The 22,205-nt window shown below is 72.3% G+C and carries 19 protein-coding genes; 6 read left to right on the top strand and 13 right to left on the bottom strand.

Annotated features, from left to right (window positions below; translation table 11 throughout):
* Positions 1-39: 39 nt before the first annotated feature.
* From EV376_RS21935 to EV376_RS21920, 4 genes are all read right to left on the bottom strand, one after another.
* Positions 40-1,092, bottom strand: a complete 1,053-nt coding sequence (locus tag EV376_RS21935) for a LacI family DNA-binding transcriptional regulator (RefSeq protein WP_130326089.1) — start codon at positions 1,090-1,092, stop codon at positions 40-42.
* 70 nt (positions 1,093-1,162) lie between these two features.
* The gene (locus tag EV376_RS21930) at positions 1,163-2,233 is read right to left on the bottom strand and encodes an IS110 family RNA-guided transposase (RefSeq protein ID WP_130326087.1); all 1,071 of its coding nucleotides are present in this window, start codon (positions 2,231-2,233) and stop codon (positions 1,163-1,165) included.
* A 226-nt stretch (positions 2,234-2,459) separates the two neighbouring features.
* Complete coding sequence (locus tag EV376_RS21925; RefSeq protein ID WP_130326085.1) at positions 2,460-2,996, bottom strand: hypothetical protein; 537 nt, start codon at positions 2,994-2,996, stop codon at positions 2,460-2,462.
* Positions 2,997-3,137: 141 nt separating this feature from the next.
* The gene (locus EV376_RS21920; RefSeq protein ID WP_130326083.1) at positions 3,138-3,407 is read right to left on the bottom strand and encodes a GlsB/YeaQ/YmgE family stress response membrane protein; all 270 of its coding nucleotides are present in this window, start codon (positions 3,405-3,407) and stop codon (positions 3,138-3,140) included.
* 169 nt (positions 3,408-3,576) lie between these two features.
* Between EV376_RS21920 and EV376_RS21915 the strand changes: the two genes are divergently transcribed.
* On the top strand, positions 3,577-3,957 hold the full coding sequence (locus tag EV376_RS21915; protein WP_207228272.1) for a YccF domain-containing protein: 381 nt from the start codon (positions 3,577-3,579) through the stop codon (positions 3,955-3,957).
* 106 nt (positions 3,958-4,063) lie between these two features.
* A complete protein-coding gene (gene ygiD / locus EV376_RS21910; protein ID WP_486482755.1) occupies positions 4,064-4,948 on the top strand; it encodes a DODA-type extradiol aromatic ring-opening family dioxygenase in 885 nt (294 codons plus the stop codon).
* A 45-nt stretch (positions 4,949-4,993) separates the two neighbouring features.
* On the opposite strand, the gene EV376_RS21905 is transcribed toward ygiD, so the two are convergent.
* Positions 4,994-5,395, bottom strand: coding sequence for a VOC family protein (locus tag EV376_RS21905; RefSeq protein WP_130326079.1), 402 nt, complete (start codon positions 5,393-5,395; stop codon positions 4,994-4,996).
* Between the two features lie 260 nt (positions 5,396-5,655).
* On the opposite strand from EV376_RS21905, the gene EV376_RS21900 reads away from it, so the two are divergent.
* Both EV376_RS21900 and EV376_RS21895 read left to right on the top strand, forming a co-directional pair.
* Entirely contained in the window at positions 5,656-7,083 is a 1,428-nt protein-coding gene (locus tag EV376_RS21900; RefSeq protein ID WP_207228270.1) for a sulfatase-like hydrolase/transferase, read from the top strand.
* An 18-nt stretch (positions 7,084-7,101) separates the two neighbouring features.
* Entirely contained in the window at positions 7,102-7,962 is an 861-nt protein-coding gene (locus EV376_RS21895) for a bile acid:sodium symporter family protein (RefSeq protein ID WP_130328796.1), read from the top strand.
* Between the two features lie 26 nt (positions 7,963-7,988).
* Here the strand turns inward: EV376_RS21895 and EV376_RS21890 are convergent, their stop codons facing one another.
* The 5 genes from EV376_RS21890 to EV376_RS21870 form a co-directional block, all read right to left on the bottom strand.
* Positions 7,989-8,546: a YetF domain-containing protein gene (locus tag EV376_RS21890; RefSeq protein ID WP_165438048.1), complete on the bottom strand. Its 558-nt coding sequence runs from the start codon at positions 8,544-8,546 to the stop codon at positions 7,989-7,991.
* Between the two features lie 107 nt (positions 8,547-8,653).
* Positions 8,654-10,210 (bottom strand): carboxyl transferase domain-containing protein, encoded by a 1,557-nt coding sequence (locus EV376_RS21885; protein WP_486482754.1) that lies wholly within the window; start codon positions 10,208-10,210, stop codon positions 8,654-8,656.
* A gap of 122 nt (positions 10,211-10,332) precedes the next feature.
* Positions 10,333-12,477, bottom strand: a complete 2,145-nt coding sequence (helR, locus tag EV376_RS21880; RefSeq protein ID WP_130326075.1) for an RNA polymerase recycling motor ATPase HelR — start codon at positions 12,475-12,477, stop codon at positions 10,333-10,335.
* 337 nt (positions 12,478-12,814) lie between these two features.
* Entirely contained in the window at positions 12,815-14,041 is a 1,227-nt protein-coding gene (locus tag EV376_RS21875) for a S1 family peptidase (RefSeq protein ID WP_130326073.1), read from the bottom strand.
* Between the two features lie 131 nt (positions 14,042-14,172).
* Positions 14,173-14,877, bottom strand: coding sequence for a hypothetical protein (locus EV376_RS21870; protein WP_130326071.1), 705 nt, complete (start codon positions 14,875-14,877; stop codon positions 14,173-14,175).
* Between the two features lie 195 nt (positions 14,878-15,072).
* Between EV376_RS21870 and EV376_RS21865 the strand changes: the two genes are divergently transcribed.
* Positions 15,073-15,513, top strand: a complete 441-nt coding sequence (locus tag EV376_RS21865; RefSeq protein WP_130326069.1) for a hypothetical protein — start codon at positions 15,073-15,075, stop codon at positions 15,511-15,513.
* A gap of 120 nt (positions 15,514-15,633) precedes the next feature.
* Here EV376_RS21865 and tuf read toward each other — a convergent pair whose 3' ends face one another.
* From tuf to pdxR, 3 genes are all read right to left on the bottom strand, one after another.
* Positions 15,634-16,821 (bottom strand): elongation factor Tu, encoded by a 1,188-nt coding sequence (gene tuf / locus EV376_RS21860; RefSeq protein WP_130326068.1) that lies wholly within the window; start codon positions 16,819-16,821, stop codon positions 15,634-15,636.
* A gap of 306 nt (positions 16,822-17,127) precedes the next feature.
* Complete coding sequence (locus tag EV376_RS21855; protein ID WP_130326066.1) at positions 17,128-19,353, bottom strand: hypothetical protein; 2,226 nt, start codon at positions 19,351-19,353, stop codon at positions 17,128-17,130.
* An 80-nt stretch (positions 19,354-19,433) separates the two neighbouring features.
* On the bottom strand, positions 19,434-20,888 hold the full coding sequence (gene pdxR, locus EV376_RS21850) for a MocR-like pyridoxine biosynthesis transcription factor PdxR (protein WP_130326064.1): 1,455 nt from the start codon (positions 20,886-20,888) through the stop codon (positions 19,434-19,436).
* Between the two features lie 47 nt (positions 20,889-20,935).
* On the opposite strand from pdxR, the gene EV376_RS21845 reads away from it, so the two are divergent.
* A complete protein-coding gene (locus EV376_RS21845; protein WP_130326062.1) occupies positions 20,936-22,117 on the top strand; it encodes an MFS transporter in 1,182 nt (393 codons plus the stop codon).
* Positions 22,118-22,205: the final 88 nt, after the last annotated feature.

The following is a 22,205-nucleotide window of genomic DNA, read 5'->3' as shown; positions in this document are numbered from 1 at the left end:
CCGATCCGGGGGTCTGGCGGAGGTTGCTGTCGTCGGGGTCTAGCCGGTGTCGGGGGGAACGGCGCCGAGGGTTCGGCCGGGTGCCTCGGGGCAGGGCACGAGTCGGCAGCCTGGCGGGGCGCCCTCCAGCCGGGCCAGGAGGTCCGTCAGTGCCTGGTAGCCGATCCGGTGGCCGGGCACGGTGAAGCCGGACCAGGGGGTGGGATCCTCCTCGGTCAGGCCGGCCACGGCGAGCGACAGCTGGGCCTTCCTGCCGGCTTCCAGCTGGGCGGCGAGGCCGGCTACCCGCTCGGCGTACGCGCTGTTCTCCAGCATGAGGCCGGTCACCCCGGTCTCGAGCAGCCGGTGGAGCAGCACGTCGTCGATCTCGGTCACGGGCGCGAAGTGCAGGTGCACGTCCAGGTCGCCGGCGGTGATCGCGGAGAGCCGGTCGGCTGAGGCGGGCAGCGTCGGGTCCGTGCCCAGGTAGGCGATCCTGCGGTGGCCGAGCGTGGCGAAGCGCCGGGTCAGCGCCCGGGTGGCTGTGGCGTAGTCGGGAGCGACGTTCGGGACCTCCCGGCCGTCGGCGAGGAACCGGCGACCGATGAACACGAACTGGTAGTCCTCGGCGCACAGCTGCTCCAGTTCGGCGGGGATCTCGTCGCGGCCGAGCAGGACGGCCGCGTCGGCCAGGCGCAGCTTGTTCTCGCCGCCGGCGTAGATGCTGCGAGCTCCGTCGCTCCGGCCGGTGCCGCGCCCGGCGGCGGCACTCGTGAACAGCAGGAGGTCCTGGTCGTGTGCCTCCGCCGCCTCCTCGATCCCGAGCAGAAAGCGGTGGTAGAAGGTGCGGTGCGCGACCGGGAACACCTTCTCGTAGGTGAACACGCCGATGATCTGGCTGCGCCCGTTGGCGAGCCGTCGCGCGAGCGGGTCCGCCCGGTAGCCGAGCTCCCGCGCGATCGCGAGAACCCGCTGCCGGGTGGCCTCGGGGATGCCGTCGGCGCGGTCGCGCAGGATCATCGACACCGCTGCCTGCGTGACGCCGGCCTGCCGTGCGATGTCGGCCTGGGAGACCCGCCGACGGGCGCTCCGCCCCGATCCGCTTATGCGCATAAACGAACGTTACGCACTTCGCTCGGAAAGGGCAACCCGCAGGTCGTCCCGGGGGATGCTCCTATGGATGTCAAGCAGCGAGTTCAAGATCGTTTGCTGTGATGATCTGATAGAGCTCGCGGGCGACGTATCGCTTTAGGCATCGAATGATCTCTTTCTTGGACAGGCCTTCTTTGGTGCGTCGCTCGGCGTAGGCGCGGGTGCGGGGGTCCCAGCGAAGGCGGCAGAGCACGACGCGGTAGAGGGCGGCGTTGGCCTGCCGGTCACCGCCGCGGTTGAGCCGGTACCGGGTGGTCTTGCCCGACGAGGCGGGGATCGGGGCGACGCCGCAGAGCATGGCGAACGCGGTCTCGGAGTTGAGTCGGGCGTGGTTTTCGCCGGCGCTGACGAGCAGTTGGCCGGCGGTGTCGGCGCCGACGCCGTTGGCGGCCAGCAGGCCGGGGTTGATGGCGGCGACGAGAGGCTGCAGCAGTTCGTCCAGGTCGGCGATCTCGGTGGTGAGCTGTTGGTGGCGGCGGGCCAGAGCACGCAGGGCGAGCTTGACGGCGGTGGCCGGGGTGGCGGCGTCGGCCCGGTCGGGTCGCAGGTTCGCGCAGGTGGCGATCAGCTGCTTGACGGTGAGACCGCACAGCCGGGCACGCAGTTCGTCGGGGGCGGTGACGATCAGGCTTTTGATCTGGCGTTGGGTGTCGGCGCGCTGGTCGACCGCGCTGCGCCGGGCCACCCGTAGGTTGCGCAGTGCTTCGACGCGGCCGTCGCGCTGCTTGGGGATGCCGGTGCGTTCCCCGGCCAGGGCGGCCTTGGCGGCCTGAATGGCGTCGATCGGGTCAGACTTGCCCTGGAACCGGCGGGTCTTGCGGTCCGGGCGGTCAACCTCGATCACGTCGACGTCCTCGTCGCGCAGCAGGCGAGCGAGTCCCGCGCCGTAGGCGCCGGTGCCCTCGACCCCCACGCGCAGCAGCCGGCCGAACCCGCGCATCCAGGCCAGCAGGGCGGCGTATCCGGCCGCCGTGGCGGGGAGCTGCTGGGTGCCTAGCACCCGCCCGACCAGGTCGATCACCGCTGCAGTGTGGGTGTCCTGGTGGGTGTCGACTCCACCGACGACCTCGATCGCGGCTTCTTCAGGTGTAATAGAGGGCATCGTCGTCCTGTCGCTCGTGACTGTGGGCAGGGCGGCACGCACCAGCCGGGCAACGCGGACAAGACAGAGATGGGGCCTCTGGCCAGGCTCCTATTAAGTCACAACGCCACGTCCAGTGAGTGCACGAGCACCTCCCGACCGAGGCCGACAAATCCCGTGAAGGACCCGAAGTCAGTCAGGCGCTGGGTCAGACCCCGGCGGGAGGTGCTCATGAACATCATCTCTGTCAGGCGCGGATGAGAGCCTCGGTGAGCGCGACCAGCGCGGCGGCCGTCAGTGTCGTGCCGACCCCGAGCCCGTTGACGGCGCTGACCGGGAGTGACCGCCGTCGGGCGACCGGCACGGCGGCGGCCGCGACCACGACGACCAGCGCGGCCACCAGGTAGAGCAGCGGGGATCGGAGCAGCGGCGCGAGCGGGACGAAGTGCAGCCCAACCACCAGCGCGATCCAGGCCGGGACCAGTTCGCGGCGGCCACGGCGGGTCAGCAGCCACGCGCCGACGCCGGCCAGGCCGAACTCGACGCCCACGACGATGCCGAACAACTGAGAGGTGTCGCGGTCGAACACCGTGCCGGTGTTCCAGACGTTCCAGGCGAGCAGGCCGGCCGCGACCAGGATCAGGGCGGACAGCGCGGACCCGGTGACCAGCCACTTCCGCCAGCGCTGGGGTGGGTGCTCCTGGGCCCAGCCGAACCAACCCATCCCGAAGAAGCCGAAGACGGCGGCCGTCATGGCCGCGTCGCGGACGAACTCCGAGGTCATGGCCGCGCTCCGCGGACGGTTCTGATGATCATCGCCGACTGTACCCCGGGGGCGCGCACACCGGCCAGCCCGGGCCGGCCAGCAGGCGTGCCGACCGTGACCGGTCGGCCCGGGATACGGGCCGACCGGCGGGAGCCGGGGTCAGAGCCGGCGGCGTCCGTAAGCGCCGGCGGCGATGGCGACGCCGATGGCGGCGAAGGCCACCTGGATGGCCAGTTCGATCCAGTCGACGCCACGGGTGTCGTCGACGCCCAGCGCACCGGCGACCAGGGTGCCGAGGATCGCGGCGACCACACCGATGACCAGGGTGAGCCAGATCGGGATGTTCTGCTTGCCGGGCACGACGAGCCGGCCGAGCGCGCCGATGATCAGACCGATGATGATCGCGGTGAAGAAACCGGTGACTTCCACGAGAGCCGTCCCTTCCAGATCAGGTGTCGGCTCCCATCGTTGCCCGAATGCACAAGCGGCGAAACCGAATGGTCGGACAAGGGGCGGAACCGAACGGTCGGACACGGGACGGAACCGAACGGCCGGACGCGAACCGGCCCGGGTGGCGGCCACCGGTCACGCTGGAGCGGTGATTCGTTTCCTGCTGAACCTGCTGTGGTTGATCTTCGGCGGCGGCATCGTGCTGGCCGTCGGCTACGGCATCGCCGCGCTGGTGTGCTTTCTCCTGGTCGTCACGATCCCGTTCGGCGTCGCCTCCCTGCGCCTCGCCGGCTATTCCCTGTGGCCCTTCGGTCGCACCCTCGTGCCCAAGCCCGGTGCCGGAGTGGCCTCCGGGGTGGCCAACATCCTGTGGGCCGTCCTCGCCGGCTGGTGGCTCGCGCTGGCCCACATCGTCACCGGCGCCGCTCTGTGTCTGACGATCATCGGGATCCCGTTCGGCGTCGCCAACTTCAAGCTCGTTCCCGCCGCGTTCTGGCCCCTCGGCCGTGAGGTGGTCGAGGTGCCCTGAGACCCCCGCGGTCAGGGAGCCCGGCAGAATCCGCCGGGAGCCCTACGCTGAGGCGGTACGCCAGGACCGAGGTGCCGTTCGCCGGCGCGCGAGGAGGGCCACGATCGTGAGCGCGGAAGCCACCGATGTGTCGGGGGTTCTGATGCCCGCGGCGTTCTTCGGCCACGGGAACCCGATGAACGCCCTCGAAGTCAACCGCTACACCGCGGCCTGGCGGGCCTTCGGCGCGTCCGTGCCACGCCCACGGGCCATCCTCGTCGTCAGCGCGCACTGGTACATCAACGCCACCGCGGTCACCGCCATGCCGCGACCTCGGACGATCCACGACTTCTACGGGTTCCCGCAGGCGCTGTTCGACGTTCAGTACCCGGCGCCCGGGCTTCCCGAACTGGCCGCCGAGATCAGCGACGTCGTGCACCCCACCTGGGTCGGCGCGGACGTCGACAGCTGGGGCATCGACCACGGCACCTGGTCGGTGCTGGTGCACGCCTTCCCCGACGCCTCCATCCCCGTCGTCCAGCTCAGCATCAACGCCGACAAGCCCTTCGACTACCACCTCGGGCTCGGCGCCGAGCTGGCCCCGCTACGCGAGCGGGGAGTCCTCGTCATCGCCAGCGGCAACGTCGTGCACAACCTTCGCGGCATGGACTGGAAACTCACCGACGGCGGGTACGACTGGGCGCAGCGCTTCGACGAGGATGCCAAGACCCGCATGCTCAGCGATCCCGCCGGGTTCGCGACGCTCGACGGCCACCGCGACTACCGCCTCGCCGCGCCGACGCCGGACCATTTCATTCCCGCCCTCTATCTCGCCGGCCTCGCCTCGGCGACGGGCACCACCGCCGACACCGACGTGCTGGTGGACGGCTACGCCTACGGCTCGCTGTCGATGACGGCGTACACCCTCGGCCTCTCCTGCCCCGATGCGGCGGGCGAGGGTGGGTCCCCGCAGCCGCCCGACGACCTGCCGCCCGACACCTCCAACATCTGACCGCGGCTCACCCGGCCGTCCGTCATACCGGCGAGACGTGGGCGGCTAGTCGAGGCTGGACCAGGAGCGGACGGACAGGACCAGGCGGTAGCCGTCCGGATCTTCCAGCGTGACGCCCCACCGGTCCCAGTACGCGCCCTGTGGGACGCGCCTGCCGCCGGCCTCCTCGAGGCGCGCCACGAGTGCCTCGTCGACCGGTCCGGACAGGTAGAGCACGAGGAGATCCTCTTCCGTCGGCGACGGCTGCACGCTGAGGTGCGGTCCGCCGACGAGTTCCAGATGCCAGGAGGCCTCTTTCCAGCCCAGCATCAGCAGGTCGTGCTCTCCCGGTTGGCCCGCCGCCCGGTACAGCACCTCCAGGCCCAGCCCCTGCACGTAGAAGCGTTCGACCGCGGCGAGGTCACGGCTCGGTCGGGCGAGGCGCAGATGGGCCCGCGGGTCGATCATCTCAGACAGCTCCGTTCCTCACGTCGATGATCAGCCTGCAAGCTGAACCCTGCTTAAAGTCAAGCCGGGCCTGGGGACAAGCGCGTGGGCACGTCGGTGCCCCTGACTACCCGGGCACCGGCCGTCCCAACGCCGGGAAGGTCGCGGCCCCGCAATGAGTACGCCGGCGGCGGGAACCGACGACCCCACTGCGTCCGGTCATCGCGATACGAAACCGTTGATGGAGGTTAGAAGCGTCGACGGGCAGGTACTCCTGCCGCGTGGCGAGCACAGGTTCCGCTGGAGGGGCGGCCGCGTCAGCCGGGAAGCCGGGCGGGGGTCGGCCGGCCGAGCGGCCCAACATCCTGTTCATCCTGGCCGACGATCTCGGCTGGGCGGATCTCGGCTGCTACGGCTCGAGGTCGATCCGCACGCCCAACCTCGACCGACTGGCCGAGGAGGGCCTGCTCTTCCGCCACGGCTACGCGTGCTCGCCGTGGTGTTCGTCGACGCGCATCGGGCTGTACACCGGGCGATACCCCACCCGCCTGCCGGCGGGCCTGGAGGAGCCGTTGACCACGCACGCGGAGGGGAACGGGATCCCCGCCGACCATCCGACCCTGTCCTCGCTGCTGCTGGCGGTCGGCTATCAGACGGCGATGTTCGGCAAGTGGCACTGCGGGTGGCTGCCCTGGTACAGCCCGCTGCGCATCGGTTTCCAGACCTTCTACGGCAACTTCGATGGGGCGATCGACTACTTCGAGCACATCAACACCAAGGGCGACCACGACCTCTACGAGGGGGAGACCTCGGTGGCGGAGGCCGGCTACTACACGTCGCTGATCTCCGAACGCGCCGCCGAGTTCGTCGGGAGCGACCGGGACGGCCCGTTCTACGTACAGCTCAACTACACCGCGCCGCACTGGCCCTGGGAGGGCCCCGAGGATCGTGCGGTCGGCGCGGAGATCCGGCGCCGGTTCGGCGAGCAGTCGGTGCCCACCCCGTTGATCCACCCCGACGGGGGTTCGCTGGCGAAGTACGCCGAGCTCGTCGAGGCGCTGGACGCGGGCGTCGGCACGGTGCTCGCCGCGCTCTCCGACGCCGGCCACGCCGACAACACCATCGTCGTCTTCACCTCCGACAACGGCGGTGAGCGATGGTCGAAGAACTGGCCGCTGGTGGGTGAGAAGGGCGACCTGACCGAGGGCGGCATCCGGGTGCCGCTGATCCTGCGCTGGCCCGCCGCCGTGGCCGGCAACCAGGTCACCGACCACCCGATCCACACCCTGGATCTGACCGCGACGCTGATCGGGGCCGGCGGAACCGCCCCGGACGAACGGTATCCGCTGGACGGAGTGGACCTGTTGCCGTGGCTGGTCGAGGGCGCGGCCTTCCCCGAGCACGACCTGTACTGGCGTACCTCGAACCAGGGCGCGTTGCGCCGCGGCCGGTTCAAGTACCTGTACGACCGCCGCGACCGGTCGGTCCTGGGCAACTGGCCGCGCCGCCCCGGTCCCTTCCACCTGCTGTACGACGTGACGGTCGACGGCCGGGAGCAGGCGGACATCGCCGACCACCACCCGGAGCTGCTGGACGACCTGCGCACGACCTGGTCGCGGATCGAAGCCGACCTGCTGCCGTATCCGCCGAGTCATCCGGGCGTGCCGCAACCGCCGGAGCCGAGGCCCGCCACCAGCGAGCCGGACTAGTGGAGGCGGTGGGTGACCATGCGCGACCTCCTCGCCACCGTCGCGGACCTGGCGGTCCTGGTGTTCGCCGTGACGTCGATGCTCTCGGTCGGTCTCGCCCACTCGGCCAAGCAGGTCCTCGGCCCGCTGCGCGACCTGTGGGCGCTGGCACGGGCAGTACTGGCCAACTTCGTGCTGGTCCCGCTCCTCGCGCTCGGCATCCTCCGGCTCTGGCCGCTCGACCGTCCGCTGGCGGCCGGGCTGATCCTGGTGGCGATGTCAGCCGGCGCGCCGTTCCTGATCAAACTGACGGAAACGGCCCGGTCCGACGTCGCGCTCAGCGCCACGCTGCTGGTGCTGCTGCTGCCGGTCACCGTCGTGTACGCGCCGATCGCCGTACCCCGGGTGCTGCCCGAGGCCGAGGTCTCCGCCGGCGCCCTCGCGGTGCCGCTGTTCCTGACCATGCTCCTACCGCTCGGCGCCGGCCTGCTGGTCAACTCCCGCTGGCCGGCCCCGGCCCGGCGGTGGGGACCGGTCGCCCGCCGTACCTCGACCCTCGCCCTGGTGGTGATCGTCCTGGCCGCCACACTGGCGAACGTCCGGACGATCGTCGCGCTGTTCGTCGAGGGGGCGATCGTGCCGGCCATCCTGGTGGTCGCGGGCGCGTTCGTGATCGGCTACCTGCTCGGCGGCAAGGACCGCGACGCGCGCACCGTACTCGGGCTCGGCACGTCACAGCGGAACATCGCGGCGGCGACCGTGATGGCGACGCAGGGCTTCGCGGACAACGCCACGGTGGTGATGGTGATCGTGACCTCGCTGGCGGGCTTCGCGCTGCTCTTCCCCGTGGCCGCGGTGCTGCGCCGGCGCGAGCCGGCCCCGGCGGCACGAACCGGTTAGCGCGGCGTTCCGGCCCGATCGCGGCGTCAGTCCAACGCGATGCGTACGACCTGGACGTCCCCCTCGACGGTGACGTCGAGGATGCGCGGCCCGCCCTTGCGCGGGACGACGCTGATACTGCCGTCGCGTTCGAGGTAGGCGAGCCGCACCCGCGACAGGTCCGCCTCGCTTCCCGTCCCGCGCAGGGCCTCGTCGAGGTCCAGCCAGGAGACGTGGGTGTCGCGCATCGCCTTGCGGTCGGCCTGCCCGTCCTCGACGAGGCGGACGGGATGGCCCTTGACGACCGGACCGAACCAGTCGAAGTGGTAGGCGACCGTAGCCATCAACCGGTGCAGCATGACAAGCACGAGGCCGGCCAGCCAGATCGCGAGGAGCCCGGAGGTGTTCGTGATGGCGCGGCTCAGCACCGAGCCGACCATGATCGCGACGACGAGGTCGAATGCCGTCGCCTTGCCGAACAGCCGCTTGTGCCCGAGGCGGACGATCGCCACGGCCACCACGAACGTCAGGATCGCCCGCAGTGCCATCTGCACCGGCGTGAGCTGGTCCGCGCCGATGCCGAGCAGGGACTGCAGCAGGTTCATCGTCCGCTCGACCATTTCTAGTCCGGCCCGGCCCGGCGGTATCAGGACCAGAACACAGCGTACCGGGATCAACCACCCAAGCGGGGTGAAGCGGCAATCTGCCGCGGTCAGAGCTGGCGGTACCGGGCCCGGCGGGCCCGCAGGCGGATCGCCGGGTCCGCGTGGAGCAGGGTCACCAGCTCGTGCGCCAGCACCGCCCCCAGCCGGCCGAGAAACGCCTCCGGCTCGTCGGCGGCGTCGTTCCGCTCCGGCACGATCCGGTCCACGATGCCGCTCGCCCGCAGGTCCTGAGCGCGGATGCCCTGCGCGGCGGAGACCTCGGGCGCCCGCTCGGTCGAGCGGTACAGGATCGCCGCGGCGCCCTCCGGCGGCAGCGGTGACAACCAACTGTGCGCCGCGGCGATGACGCGGTCGGCCGGCAGCAGGGCGAGCGCGGCACCCCCGCTGCCCTGACCCAACAGCACGCACAGCGTGGGCACCGGCAGGGTGACGAGATCGGCGAGGCAGTTGGCGATCTCGCCGGCCAGGCCACCCTCCTCCGCCTGGGCGGACAGCGCGGCGCCGGGTGTGTCGACGACCGTGACGACGGGCAGGTCCAGGTCCGCGGCGAGCTTGAACCCCCGCCGGACCGCCCGCAGGCCGGCGGGGTCGGGCGGGGCGTCGCGCCGGTCGTGCCCGACGACCAGGGCCGGGGCCGCGCCGAAGCGGGCCAGCGCCACGATCACGCCGGCTCCGGTCTCGCCGCTCTGCGTGCCGTGCAACGGCACCACGTCGCGGCCGGCGTGTCTGAGCAGCCGGCGGATTCCGGGACGGTCGGCGCGGCGGGACCGCCGGACGGAATCCCAGGCATCAGGGTCGTTGGATGGTGGCTCCGGCGGGACCGGCGTGCCGGAGAGGCGGCGGGGCGCGCAGAGCGTGGCCAACGCCCGCGCCGCCAGCGGCGCCACCTGCTCGGGCGCGACGACCGCGTCGACCAGGCCGTGCCGGTGCAGGTTCTCGGCGACCTGCACGCCGGGCGGAAATGGCGAGCCGGTCAGCGCCTCGTGCACCCGGGGCCCGAGGAAGCCGATCAGCGCGCCCGGTTCGGCGACCGTGAGGTGCCCGAGGGAGCCCCAGGACGCGTAGACGCCTCCGGTCGTCGGGTGCCGCAGATACACCAGGTAGGGCAGGCCCGCGGCCTTGTGCGCGGTGATCGCCTGGCTGATCTTCACCATCTGCAGGAACGCGACCGTGCCCTCCTGCATCCGGGTGCCGCCGCTCGCGGGCGCGGCCAGCAGCGGGATCCGCTCGACGGTCGCCCGCTCGACGGCCCGGGTCAGCCGCTCAGCTGCCGCGACGCCGATCGATCCGCCGAGGAAGGCGAACTCGCCGGCGACGACGGCGACGCGGCGTCCGCCGAGCCGGCCCGCGCCGGTGATGACCGCCTCGTCGACGCCCGCGGTCCGCCGGGCTGCGGCCAGGGCAGCGGCGTAGGCCGGGTCGAGCGGGGCCGGATCGGCGAGCGGTTCGTCCCACGACACCCAGGTCCCCGGCTCGATGACCAGGTCGATCAGGTCCCGCGCGGAGCGCCGCACCGCCGGTCGGGCCGCGCCCGGGTGCGACCGCTGCTCCGCGCCCGGTACGGGGAACTGCGAAGCCGCCTCGCCGGGCCGGTCACCAGACACGCCGACAACATAGCGGTCGGCGGCCCCGGCGGCGCTCACCATGCCCAACCTCACACCTCGAAAGCGCACGGCGGTGACCGGACGCCGAAACGGCGGTGGCAGCGGCGGATGGCGGCGACCCGTCATGCGCCGGTGAGGACGACGAGCCGCTGGGTCGCGCGGGTCATCGCGACGTACCGGTCGACCGCCCCCTGGACGCCGGTGCCGAAGGTCTCCGGGTCGACGAGGATGACCAGGTCGAATTCGAGACCCTTGGCCAGTTCCGGGGTGAGCGACCGGACGCGGGGCGTCGCGCGGAAGGTGGGATCGCCGATCACGCAGGCGAGACCCTCGGCGTGCCCGGCGAGCCAGGTGTCGAGGATCGAGCGCAGTTCGGACGTGGAGCCGCGGACGACCGGAAGTCCGCTGGCGCGGACGGAGGTCGGCACATTGGCGTCCGGGAGCACGGCCCGGATGACCGGCTCGGCCGCCGCCATGACCTCCTTCGGCGTCCGGTAGTTGATGGTCAGGGACGCCAGGTTGATCCGGTCGAGCCCGACCCGCTCGAGGCGTTCCGGCCACGACTCGGTGAAGCCGTGCCGCGCCTGGGCGCGGTCCCCGACGATCGTGAAGCTCCGGGACGGGCAGCGGAGCAGCAGCATCTGCCACTCCGCGTCGGTCAGTTCCTGAGCCTCGTCCACGACGATGTGCGCGAACGGGCCGGCGAGCCGGTCCGGATCAGCGCCCGGCAGGCCCGCCTCGTCGACCAGCGCGTCCTGGAAGTCCTCGCCCCGGAGCATCGTCACCAGGCCGACGCCGTACTCGTCGTCGGCGGCCTGGATCAGGTCGTCGACGACCCTGGTCATGCGCTCGCGTTCGACAGCGACGACGGCGTCGTGCCGGCGCTTGCGCCCGGACGCCGCCGGGTCACCGAGACGCTGCCGGGCCGCGTCCAGGAACGGCAGGTCGGACACCGTCCAGGCCCGGGCGTCGTCGCGCTGCAGCGTGCGGATCTCGTCCGGGCCGAGCCAGGGCGCGCACCTGCGCAGGTACGCGGGGACCGTCCACAGGTCGCCGACGACGTCGGCCGCGTCGAGCAGCGGCCACGCCCGGTGGAAGGCCGTGCGCAGTTCCCGGTTCCGCAGCAGCGAGCCGCGGACCAGGCCGGCCGCCTCGTCGCCGTCGTACCGGTCGATCAGGATCGTGAGCAGGGCCGCCCAGATCTCGTCCCGCGCCTCGTTGTGCGGCGTGCCGGGATCCGGGGCGTCGAACGCCTCGGCCCAGTCGTCGGCGCTCAGCCAGATGTCGGAGTCGGCGGTCGCGACCGTCATCCCCTTGGCCGGCGGCTCCTCGTAGAAGCGGACGGCTGCGTCGACCGCCTTCACCAGGTCCGCGGACGACTTCAGCCGGGCCACCTCGGGATCGGTCTCGACGGTCGCCGCGGCGCCCTCGGGGACGAGGTCCCGCAGGGTGCACGTCTGCACGTCCTCCTCGCCGAGGTTGGGCAGAACGTCGGCGACGTAGGCCAGGTAGGGCTGGTGCGGACCGACGAACAGCACGCCGCCGCGGCGCTGACCGAGGCGTGGGTCGGCGTAGCGCAGGTACGCGGTGCGGTGCAGCGCGACGACGGTCTTCCCGGTGCCCGGACCGCCGTCCACGACGAGGGCGCCGCGCGAGCCGGCCCGGATGATGGCGTCCTGGTCGGCCTGGATGGTGCCGAGCACGTCCCGCATCCGGGCCGACCGGCTGCTGCCGAGGCTGGCGATGAAGGCGGACTGGTCGTCGAGCGCGGCGTGCCCCTGGAGCCCGTCCGCGGTGAACACCTCGTCCCAGTAGTCGCTGATCCGGCCCCGGGTCCAGCGGTACCGGCGCCGGCTGGCCAGGCCCATCGGGTTGGCGTGGGTCGCGCCGAAGAACGGCTCGGCCGCGGGGGAGCGCCAGTCGACCAGCAACTGGCGGCCCGCGCTGTCGGTGAGGCCGAGCCGCCCGACGTACACGGGCTCGGAGTCGTCCGCGCCGACCATCCGTCCGAGGCACAGGTCCAGACCGAAGCGGCGCAGGGTACGCAGCCGGGCCGTGAGCCGGTGGACCTCCTGGTCGCGATCCAACGCCTGCTGGCCGATGCCGCCGGGCGCCCGGCGCGCGGCGTCGAGCCGGGCGGACAGGTCGGCGGACAACGTGTCGAGCCGCTCCGCGACGGCCGCGAAGTGCCGCTCGTCGGCGGCGATCAGAGACGGGTCGGTCTTGGCCGAAAGATGGTCGGGAAGGTCGAAGAAACTGCGGATCACTTAGCTGATCAGCTCCGATCAACGGCGGGTGGAAACAATTGCGCCCGGGTGGCGTATCGCGTCTAGGACACGCGCGACCTGCTGGTCGCTCTGCATTCCCGGTTTCGCGTCCGGCCGGTGATTCTGCAGCAAGACCCGGGTCTTGCGGCAAGACCCGGGGTGCGCTATATCTTGAAAATGGAGGGGGCGTTTCCCCTCGAAAAGCGAATGCAGGTGCTCGTCGATCCGAGCACTCATCGATACCCACCGCCGGGGCCCGCGTGCCGCGCCGGCGCCGTGTCGGACACCGGACGCGTGGGGGCCGTTGGGGCGGGCCCGCCCCAACGGCCCTCAGCGGTCAGCCGTTGTCGATCAGGCTGGCGATCTCGTTGTAGATCAGGTGTGCCTTCGCGCCCTGGTTCGACGGGCAGCCGCCGAGGTGGTGCAGGGCGATCACCCGGTGGCTGGCGTTCAGCACCGGCGAGCCAGAGTTGCCGCCGGAGGTGTCACAGCTGTAGCTGATGTTCCAGGTGTTGTAGTTGGCGTTCCGTACGGTGCACCGCGCGCCGCCCTGGGTGTTGTCGTAGATGGACAGGCGCTTGGGGCGGCCGTCGCCGTGCCCGGGGATGTACATCTGGGCGCCGGTGGTGGTGGCGGTCGTCGCCAGGTACAGCGTGCCGAACCCCTGGATGCTGGCGAAGTTGTTCACCGAGTACAGGGTGTAGTCCAGCTGGCTGGAGCCACCGCTGCTCACCCGGTAGAGGGTGGCGCCGCTGACCTTGGTGCCGGGACCCGGGTTGTTGCCGCCGCAGGTGGCGCACTGGTAGTTGAACTGCATCTCGCTGCCGCTGACGGCGGCTTGCGTCGAGAAGCAGTGCTTGTTGGTCAGCATCCGGTTGGTGTTGCCGACCCGCCAGGTGGTGCACATCCCACCGCCGCTGATCAGGAGCCGGGCCACCGCGTTGCTGCGGGCGTACTCGGTGGGGTGGCTGCTCTGGTAGCAGACCACGTCGCGGCGGGCGTCGGTGCTGCAGACCGACAGCGTGGAGAAGTTGTGCTGCGCGATCTCCGTACGGTCGTAGCCGCGCCAGAACCGGTCGATGGTCGCGGCGACGCCACGCGACGGGCGGCTGCTGTGCAGCGTCACCACCGCGGTGTCGCCCTCCACCGACATCGCCCAGAAGCCCGGCCGTCCGTCGGTGGTGTAGTCCGAGCCGGTCGCCCGGTTCAGGTAGCGGTCGTACCGGTAGCTCTCCCGGCCGTCCGGGCTCGACACGGTGACGTAGTCGCCGTGGGCCAGTCGCAGCGCGTTGAAGTGCACCTTGACGTAGGACGCTCCGGGGTGCCGGATGATCTGTGTCCGGCCGTCCCGGGCGTGGGACAGGGTGCCGTCGACGGTGCGGAGTTCGCCGACGGTGGTGACGCCCTCCACCGAGAACTGTTCCGACTCGGGCGCGCGCTCGGATTGTGGCGCGAGCGGTTGGGCCGAGTACGCCTCGGCGGGCGCCGACAGCAGGCCCAGCCCGAGTGTGCAGGCGGCGAGCGTGACGGCCGTTGTTCGCAGGCGACGCAGAGCGTGCTTCATTGGCTCTCCTCCCCAGGAACCAGCACGTGGTCGTGCTTTCGGCCTTCATACCCGACTCCAGTGATACATGCAAGACTATCGATGTCCGGTACGCGACTCGGAGCGGTCGCCTGCCGGCGGGACGGGCCCGCTCACCCGTCCAGCACGGTGAGCCACTCGGCCGTCCAGGGGCGGTAGCCGTGCCGGTCCGCCAGTCCCCGTACGATCGCCGGCACGTGACCGGCGCCGTAGACGACCGCCACGTCGATCCGCTCCGACGAGCGGGTCCGGACCAGCTCGGACAGCGCGGCGAGCAACCGCTCGTCCCGGACGCCGCCGAACGTGCGCTCGAAGTGATCGGCGAATTCGTCGTCGGCGTACGCCTCGTCCGCCGCGCTGGGCAGGTCGTTCAACTCGATCTCCGGCGAGAGCAGTCGCCGCGTGCCGCCGAAGAACCCGGTGAGGACCACCGCCGGAAGGGCGGACCACATCAGGAGCCGGTACCGCAGCGGCATGGCCCGCCAACCCTGGGCGAACTCCGCCGTCGTCACGTCCGGGTTGATCACCTCCACGCCCAGCGATGCGTACGCGATGTTGTCGACCACCAGCCCGGAACGCTTGTTGGCCGGCATGATCCGGTAGGAGAGGGTGATGGCCCAGGCGAGTGCCGAGCGCCCGTTGACTCCTTCGACGACGAGCACGTCACACTGACGGAGCCGCTCGGCCACCGCCGCGTAGAACGTCGGGCTCGCGACATGGATCATCGGGAACAGCGCGAACTGCAACTGGCTGCCGGGGCGCCGGAGCCGCAACACCGCGGAGCGGGTCCCGATGATGCTGTGCTCGATGATCTGCATGCCCGCCACCCGGCTTCCGCGGCAGTGAGGTTTCCCACGGTGGGCCCGCGGAGCAAAGCCGGGAGCGCGGCCATCGCCGCTGCCAGCGGGCCGGGTGAGCCGCGATCAGGGCCGGACCACCGAGTTTGTCCTACTTGGACTCATTGCCTATGGTCTGCCCGGCATCAGTCCACGAGGGATGGGATCCGGTTGAACGTGCGAAGAGTACTTGCGGCACTGCTGGCACTGGTGACGGGCGCATCGGCCCTGACGGTCAACGCGCCCGCCGCGCAGGCGGCGGGTTCCTGCTCCGGGTCGATCACCTACAGCAAGGTGCACTCGTCGGGCCTCGGCGAGTTGGTGATCTACTACAACAGCAGCAACGGTGGCACCAACAGCGCGTGCTTCTACCACCGCGGAGCGGCGTACGGACGATCCGCGCCGACGTTCGTGCAGATCTACCGCTGCGCGCTGCCGCGCAACGAGGGGGCGCACTGCACCCCCAGCGGTACGCGGGACACCGACTCCGGCGACTTCAGCTACTACGCCGGTCCCGTCGCCGTCACCGGCGTGGCGAACTACTGCGTCGAGGCGGTCGGATACATCGGCTGGGCCGGGGAACGCCACTGGATCTACAGCCGGCAGCAGGGCTGCTGAGCCGGGCGCACCGACCACGATGAGGGTGCGGGGCCGGGCAGTCGAAATCGTCCGGCCCCGCACGCTCATTCCACCGCGGACGGAATTGCCCCTCACCCGCGAGGGGCCATTCCATGCGTCTCAGTCCAGCAGCTCGGTCACCGTGCCGGCGGCCACCGTACGGCCACCCTCCCGGACGGCGAAGCCGAGCCCGACGTCCATCGCGACCGGCCTGCCCAGCTCCACCGACAGGTCGACGGTGTCGCCCGGCCGGACCATCGGCACGTCACCGAGGTCCGCCGACCCGACCACGTCCGTGGTGCGGAAGTAGAACTGTGGACGGTAGTTGGCGAGGAACGGCGTGTGGCGGCCGCCCTCGGCGGTGGTCAGCGCGTAGAGCCGGGCCCGGAACCGCCGGTGCGGCGTGACGCTGCCCGGCAGCGCCACCACCTGGCCCCGCTGCACCTGGTCCCGCTTGACCCCGCGCAGCAGGACGGCCGCGTTGTCCCCGGCCTCGGCGGTCGCCAGCGACTTGCCGAAGGTCTCCAACCCGGTCGCCACGGTCGACAGGGTCGGGCCGAGACCGACCACCTCCACCGGGTCACCGACCCGCAGCGTGCCACGCTCGACCGCGCCGGTCACCACCGTCCCCCGACCGGAGATCGTCAGCACGTTCTCGATCGGCATCAGGAACGGCTCGCCGAGCTCGCGGGGTGGCACCGGGACGTACCGGTCGACCGCGTCGAGCAGTTCCACGATGGACGACACCCAGCGCGGGTCGCCCTCGAGGGCGCGCAGCGCCGACACCCGCACGACCGGCACCTCGGCACCGGGGAACCCGTACTCGGAGACCAGCTCCCGGACCTCGAGCTCGACCAGGTCGAGCAGCTCCGGGTCGTCCACCGCGTCCGCCTTGTTCATCGCGACCACCAGGTAGGGCACCCCGACCCGGCGGGCGAGCAGCACGTGCTCCCGGGTCTGCGGCATCGCCCCGTCGAGCGCCGAGACGACCAGGATCGCGCCGTCGACCTGCGCCGCCCCCGTGATCATGTTCTTCACGAAGTCGGCGTGGCCGGGCATGTCCACGTGGGCGTAGTGCCGGGTCGCGGTCTCGTACCCGACGTGGGCGATGTTGATGGTGATGCCCCGCGCGACCTCCTCCGGCGCGCGGTCGATGCCGTCGAAGGACACGAACCGGTTGGCGGCCGGGTCGCGGTCGGCGAGGACCTTGGTGATGGCGGCGGTCAGGGTCGTCTTGCCGTGGTCGACGTGCCCCATCGTGCCGATGTTCAGGTGCGGCTTCGTGCGGACGAACTGGCTCTTGGCCATGGTGCGACTCCACGCTGGGAACGAAGTGGCGGATGACGAACGCGGGCGGGTGCCACTCCGCGGAACCGCGCCAGAACCGCACGTCCCGACGCGACCGCGAAGGGCAGCGCCGGAACGCGGGCCACCCTCCTCCGTGGTTCTGCCGCAGCGGAGGAGGGTCAGCCTCGGGTATCAGCCAGCCATGCGCACACGCCGGCGGCGCCCGGCAGGTGCAGACCTGCGGGCGGCACGGAGCCGACGGTGCCGAACATGGCGATCACGTTAGTGGTGAACGCCGGTCGTGGCGATCGATATTCCAGGGGCCGGTCAGGGTTTCCGGAGGCGTCCGACCAACTCCCGCACCGCCTCGATGAACGACTCGTCGGACTCGTCCGGCCAGTGTCCCTTGATCGCTGGTGGGACGCTGTCGCCCGGCGGGGCGACCAAGCCGCTGGGGTCGCGAAGGCGGCGGTCCACCCCGGCCGCGGGACCGGTGACGACGGGCGGGTCGCCCCGCCGGTGGGGCGAGAAGATCCAGCCGCCGATGGGATCGGTGTCGCGCCACAGGTTCACCCATCGCCAGCCGACCCGGCCACCCACCTCGTCGAGCATGCTGTCGTCGATGTAGGCGGGGAAGAGCCGGGCGTAGAGCCGGCGCAGCGGCGAGCCGTAGGTGAGCAGGGCGACCCGGCCGCTCACCCGCGGCGGCAGTTGGAGGACGGTGGCGGCGACCAGTACCGAGCCGTGGCTGTACCCGGCGATCAGGACGGCGCTGCCGCTGTCGACCAGGTAGGTGACCCGGCGCGCCAGCTCCGGCACCGCCCGTTCGGCATAGCAGGGTGGCGCGAAGGGGTGGGCGGCGCGGGGCCAGAAGGTGGCCAGGTCCCAGAGCACGCCGATGTAGCGCCGGAACGTGGCGGTCCGATAGGCGAAGAGCCCGCCGACGACCAGGCCGAGCAGGGCCGCCGCGACCGCGTACTCGCCCGTTCGGATGCCGAAGTCGACCAGGCCGGCCGGCACCCCGGCGTACCGCTCCATGGCGTCAGCCGGATAGAGCCCGAGCAGGTCCAGGGCGGAGGTCGCCCCGCCGAGCCCGACCATGCCGGCGTAGACCACGGCCAGCGGGATCAGCAGTTCGGTGAACCGGGCACGGACGATCGCCTGCTGCACCTGCCGCAGTCGCGGCCGGGCCTCCGCCGGCGGGTCCGGGAAGTCGCGTGCGACGACCGCGGCAGCCGCGCGGGAGCGGCCGCGACGGGAGATCACGGCCACCAGCCCGGCGACGACCAGCGTGATCAGGGCGGCCCGGAAGAAGCCGTAGAGCGCCCAGGTGTAGGCCTTCGGCGGGCGGGGCATCACGGTCCGTGGATCGGATATGCCGTGGTCCAGCACGTCCGCCGCCCGGTGGACGAGCTCGGCGGAGAACGCCACCGCGAGCCCGGCGGCCACGGCCACGGCCACCAGCGAGCCCAGCCCGCTCAGCGGCGTGCGGTCCCGCATCCGACCGCGGCGCGACAGCAGCACCGCCGCCAGGGCGGCCAACAGCCCGGCGTGGACGACGAACAGCCAGGTGAGGGTCGATCCGTAGCCGGGCAGGCCGCCTCCCTCGCGCCAGTCGGTGGCGGCCAGGACGTGGGCGCCGACCGCGATGGTGAGGCCGATGGCGATCGTCCGTAGCGTGCGGGCGGCCCCATCCAGTCGGGCGTCCGACGGGGCCCGGTCGATCAGCGGTGGGGTGCAGAGCAGAGCCACACAGGTGACCAGGACCGCCCCCGTCGCCACCGCCAGCACGACGGTGGCGCCCGAGACGCCCTGGGCGCCGCGGGCCCCGAGCAGGGTGACGCCGAGGGTCGCGAAAGCCGCGGCGATGTGGATCGAGCGCAGCCGGCCCACCAGCGGCTCGGCGTCCCACTGGCCGACCGTGCCGAGCGGAAGCCCGGACACCTCGCCCGCCGGTGCTTCGAACGCCGTGAAGGACCGTCCCGGGCGGGTACTGGCCCACCAGGTCAGGCCGACGACGGCCGCCGGTACCAGCGCGAGCACCGTCAGCCGTAGCCCGGCCGGTCGCTGGCCCAGCCAGGACAGCCAGCTTCGGCCGGACAGGCAGTCCGGCGACGACATGCACTGCCAGGCGACCAGGTCCAGCGCGACGCCCGCGGTGGCGAGGACGTACAGCGCGGTCAGGGTGAGCCCCAGCACCCGGCACAGCGATCTGACCACCGCGTCGGCGGGCGGCTCGCCGGGACGCATCCAGACCGCCACGTTCATCAGCATGAACGGCAGCAGGAAGACCAGCGACAGGGTGCGGACCACGGTGCCGGAGGGCAGGTCGCTCCACCGGTACGCCTCGAGGGTGACCCCGTCGCTGTCGCCCTCGTGCGGGCAGGTGGGCCGGGGCCGGTAGAAGCCGGCGCTGGCGTCCCCCGCGACCTGCCGCACGTGCGGCAGGTCCAGCAGCTGCCCGGGGCCGGGGGAGGAGACCCCGTGCACCCGCAGCTCCACCACGCCGGCCGGCGACGCCGGCCGGCGTGCTCCCGCTGGTCCAACGGACATCGACCCTCCGGGACACCTCGGCGGTCCCACGACGCATGACGTGGCGAGGATCGTCCCCGCCACGCGCGTGGCAGACGGGTCTACCCGACCGGACCCGGTCCAACCCTGGTATCCGGCACCGGCCCCGAGAGCAGGTCCGCTATCGCGGCGATGCCCTCGTGGATGGCGCCGGCGGACAGGTCGCCGAAGCCGAGCACGAGCTGCGGCGGCGTGGTGGCGCGCGTGGACCGGTACTCGCTCATCCCGGACAACCCGACCGAGCGGCGGCGGGCGGCGGCGATCACCGCCTGTTCGTCGACGGAGGCCGGTAGGTGGGCGACGGCATGGAAACCGGCGGCCAGACCGGTGAGGCGTACGCCGGGCGCGTGGCGGGTCAGCGCCGCACGCAGCGCCTCGCGGCGTCGCCCGTACTCGGCGCGCATCCGGCGCAGATGCCGGTCGAACCGGCCCGACTCCATCAGGGTCGCGAGGGTGAGCTGGTCCAGCAGCGGCGAACCGCGGTCGGTCACCCGCTTCGCCTCGGCGATCGCGTCGGTGAGAGCGGGCGGGCAGAGGATCCAGCCGAGCCGTACCGCGGGGGCGAGGGACTTGCTCACCGTCCCGATGGTGATCACGTGGCTCGGGGCGAGGCCGTGCAGGCTGCCGACCGGGTCGCGGTCGTAGCGGAACTCCGCGTCGTAGTCGTCCTCGATGACCAGGGCGCCGGCCCGGTGGGCCCAGGCGAGCAGGGCGTGCCGGCGTTCGGGGGCGAGCACCACGCCGGTCGGCCACTGGTGGGCCGGGGTGAGCACAGCGGCCTGGGCGCCGGTGGCGGCCAGCGCGGCGACGTCGATCCCCGCCGCGTCGACCGGAACGGGTATCCCCTCGATGCCGTGCCGGGCGACGCTGGCCATCGTCGGACCGCCGCCGTATCCAGGGTCCTCGAAGGCGATCCGCCGGACACCGATGCGGGCGAGTGCCTGCAGCGACAGCTCCAGTCCCTGCGCGAAGCCGGTGCAGACAACGATGTGTGCCGGGTCCGGGACGGCGGCGCGCACCCGGCGCAGGTAGCTCGCGAGCACATCGCGTAGCTGCCGGCTGCCCCGGGGGTCGCCGTAGTCGAACAGGGCCGTGGGGGCCGTGCGGAGGCTCTCCCGCTGCGCCCACACCCAGTCGGTCCGCGGAAAGCTCGCCAGGTCCGGCACGCCGGTGCGGAAGTCGGCCGCCAGCCGTGCCCTGGCGGCGGCCCGGGGGGCGGGCCCGCTCGCCGGTGCCGGCCCGGTGGCGAGGTGGGCGACCCGCGTCGCGGAGCCGGTGCGGGTGTGCAGGTAGCCCTCCGCGTGCAGCTGGCCGTAGCAATCCTGCACCAGGCCCCGGGAGACGCCGAGCTGCTGGGCAAGCTGGCGGGACGAGGGCAGCCGCTCGCCGGCGGCCAGCCGCCCGCTGCGGATGGCCTCGCGCAACTGCTCCTCGAGCTGGGTACGGAGTGGAGCGTCGGCCCGGCGGTCCAGCCGCAGGAGCAGCTCGGGCGCCAAACCGGCCCACTCGATCGGCATGGAATTGGAGCTTACGGGCGACCGGTGCCGGTTCCTAGCGTCGAGACATGGCCACTTCCACGCACCTCCACGCCGTCGCCCCGTCCCGCCCTCGGCTGGTCAGCCGCACCCTGATACTGGTCTTCCTGGCCGATTTCGCCGGCCTGAGCAGCTTCTACCTGTTGCTGTCGGTGGTGCCGCAGTACGCGGCGTCGGCCGGTGCCGGTGGAGCCGGCGCCGGGCTGACCACCGCGGTGCTGATGGGTGCCACGGTCGCCGCCGAGTTCGCCATGCCGGGCCTGGTCGCCAGGTTCGGCCACCGGGCGGTGCTCGCCGCCGGCCTGGCGCTGCTCGGCGTGCCCGCCCTGATGCTGCCGCTGGCGCCGGACCCGGCGGCGATCGTCGCGGTGTGCGTGCTGCGGGGCGTGGGGCTGGCGGTCATCTTCGTGGTCTGCGGCGAGCTGGTAGCGGCGCTGGTGCCGGCCGAGCGCCGGGGCGAGGGGCTGGGCGTGTTCGGGGTGGTCGCAGGGGTTCCGGCGGTGCTCGCCATGCCGGTCGGCGTGTGGCTGGCGGGGTCGGTCGGGTTCGGCCCGGTCCTGGTGGCCGGGGCCGTCGCGGCGCTGGCCGGCCTGGTGGCGGTCGCCGGTCTGCCGGCGATCCCCCGGCCCGCCGGCGACGGTCCACGCCTCGGTTGGCCGGCCGCCCTGCGCGACCGGGCCCTGGTGCGGCCGGCCGTCGCCTTCACCGCCACCGCGGTCGGCGCCGGGGCGGTGATGACGTTCCTGCCCGTCGCGGTGCCCGCGGGCTCGGGCGGCCTCGCCGCGGGAGCGTTGCTCGTGTTGTCGGTCGCCGCCACCGGCAGCCGGTGGTGGGCCGGCCGCCGCGCCGACCGGGACGGCACGGCGTCCCTACTGGGTCTGGGCGTCCTGCTCGTCGCGGCGGGGCTGCTCAGCCTGGTCATGCTCGGCAGCCCCGCCGTGGTCCTGGCGGGTGCCGCGCTGTTCGGCCTCGGCTTCGGCATCGCCCAGAACGCCAGCCTCGTCGCGATGTACGACGCCAACCTCGTCGGAGGCTTCGGAGTGGCCACCGCGCTGTGGAGCGTGGCCTACGACGCCGGTCTGGGCGTCGGCGCCGGTGCGTTCGGTGTCCTGTCCGGGCAGGCCGGCTTCGCCGCCGCCTTCGCCGTCACGGCGGCCGTCGTGGCCGCCGCGCTGCCCGTCACGGGCCTGCGGTCTCGCCGGGCCAGGTAGGTGTCAGCAGCCCTGGGTGAGGCTGTCGACGCTGTAAGCTGCTCCTCGCTGCGGGGTGGGCGGGACGGGCGCGCCGGGAGCGCGACGT

The sequence above is a fragment of the Micromonospora sp. CNZ295 genome (genome assembly GCF_004217535.1).
The sequence above is the reverse complement of the archived record's forward strand: the minus strand, read 5'-3'. Positions and strand labels throughout refer to the sequence as shown.

What these genes read in the sequence shown, in the direction of transcription:
- EV376_RS21925 (WP_130326085.1), bottom strand. Translation starts at nt 2,996, where the DNA reads ATGACCTCGGAGTTCGTCCGCGACGCGGCCATGACGGCCGCCGTCTTC.
- EV376_RS21845 (WP_130326062.1), top strand. Translation starts at nt 20,936, where the DNA reads ATGGCCACTTCCACGCACCTCCACGCCGTCGCCCCGTCCCGCCCTCGG.
- EV376_RS21905 (WP_130326079.1), bottom strand. Translation starts at nt 5,395, where the DNA reads ATGATCGACCCGCGGGCCCATCTGCGCCTCGCCCGACCGAGCCGTGAC.
- EV376_RS21890 (WP_165438048.1), bottom strand. Translation starts at nt 8,546, where the DNA reads ATGAACCTGCTGCAGTCCCTGCTCGGCATCGGCGCGGACCAGCTCACG.
- EV376_RS21935 (WP_130326089.1), bottom strand. Translation starts at nt 1,092, where the DNA reads ATGCGCATAAGCGGATCGGGGCGGAGCGCCCGTCGGCGGGTCTCCCAG.
- EV376_RS21895 (WP_130328796.1), top strand. Translation starts at nt 7,102, where the DNA reads ATGCGCGACCTCCTCGCCACCGTCGCGGACCTGGCGGTCCTGGTGTTC.
- EV376_RS21870 (WP_130326071.1), bottom strand. Translation starts at nt 14,877, where the DNA reads ATGCAGATCATCGAGCACAGCATCATCGGGACCCGCTCCGCGGTGTTG.
- EV376_RS21930 (WP_130326087.1), bottom strand. Translation starts at nt 2,233, where the DNA reads ATGCCCTCTATTACACCTGAAGAAGCCGCGATCGAGGTCGTCGGTGGA.
- pdxR (WP_130326064.1), bottom strand. Translation starts at nt 20,888, where the DNA reads ATGCCGATCGAGTGGGCCGGTTTGGCGCCCGAGCTGCTCCTGCGGCTG.
- EV376_RS21875 (WP_130326073.1), bottom strand. Translation starts at nt 14,041, where the DNA reads ATGAAGCACGCTCTGCGTCGCCTGCGAACAACGGCCGTCACGCTCGCC.
- tuf (WP_130326068.1), bottom strand. Translation starts at nt 16,821, where the DNA reads ATGGCCAAGAGCCAGTTCGTCCGCACGAAGCCGCACCTGAACATCGGC.
- EV376_RS21855 (WP_130326066.1), bottom strand. Translation starts at nt 19,353, where the DNA reads ATGTCCGTTGGACCAGCGGGAGCACGCCGGCCGGCGTCGCCGGCCGGC.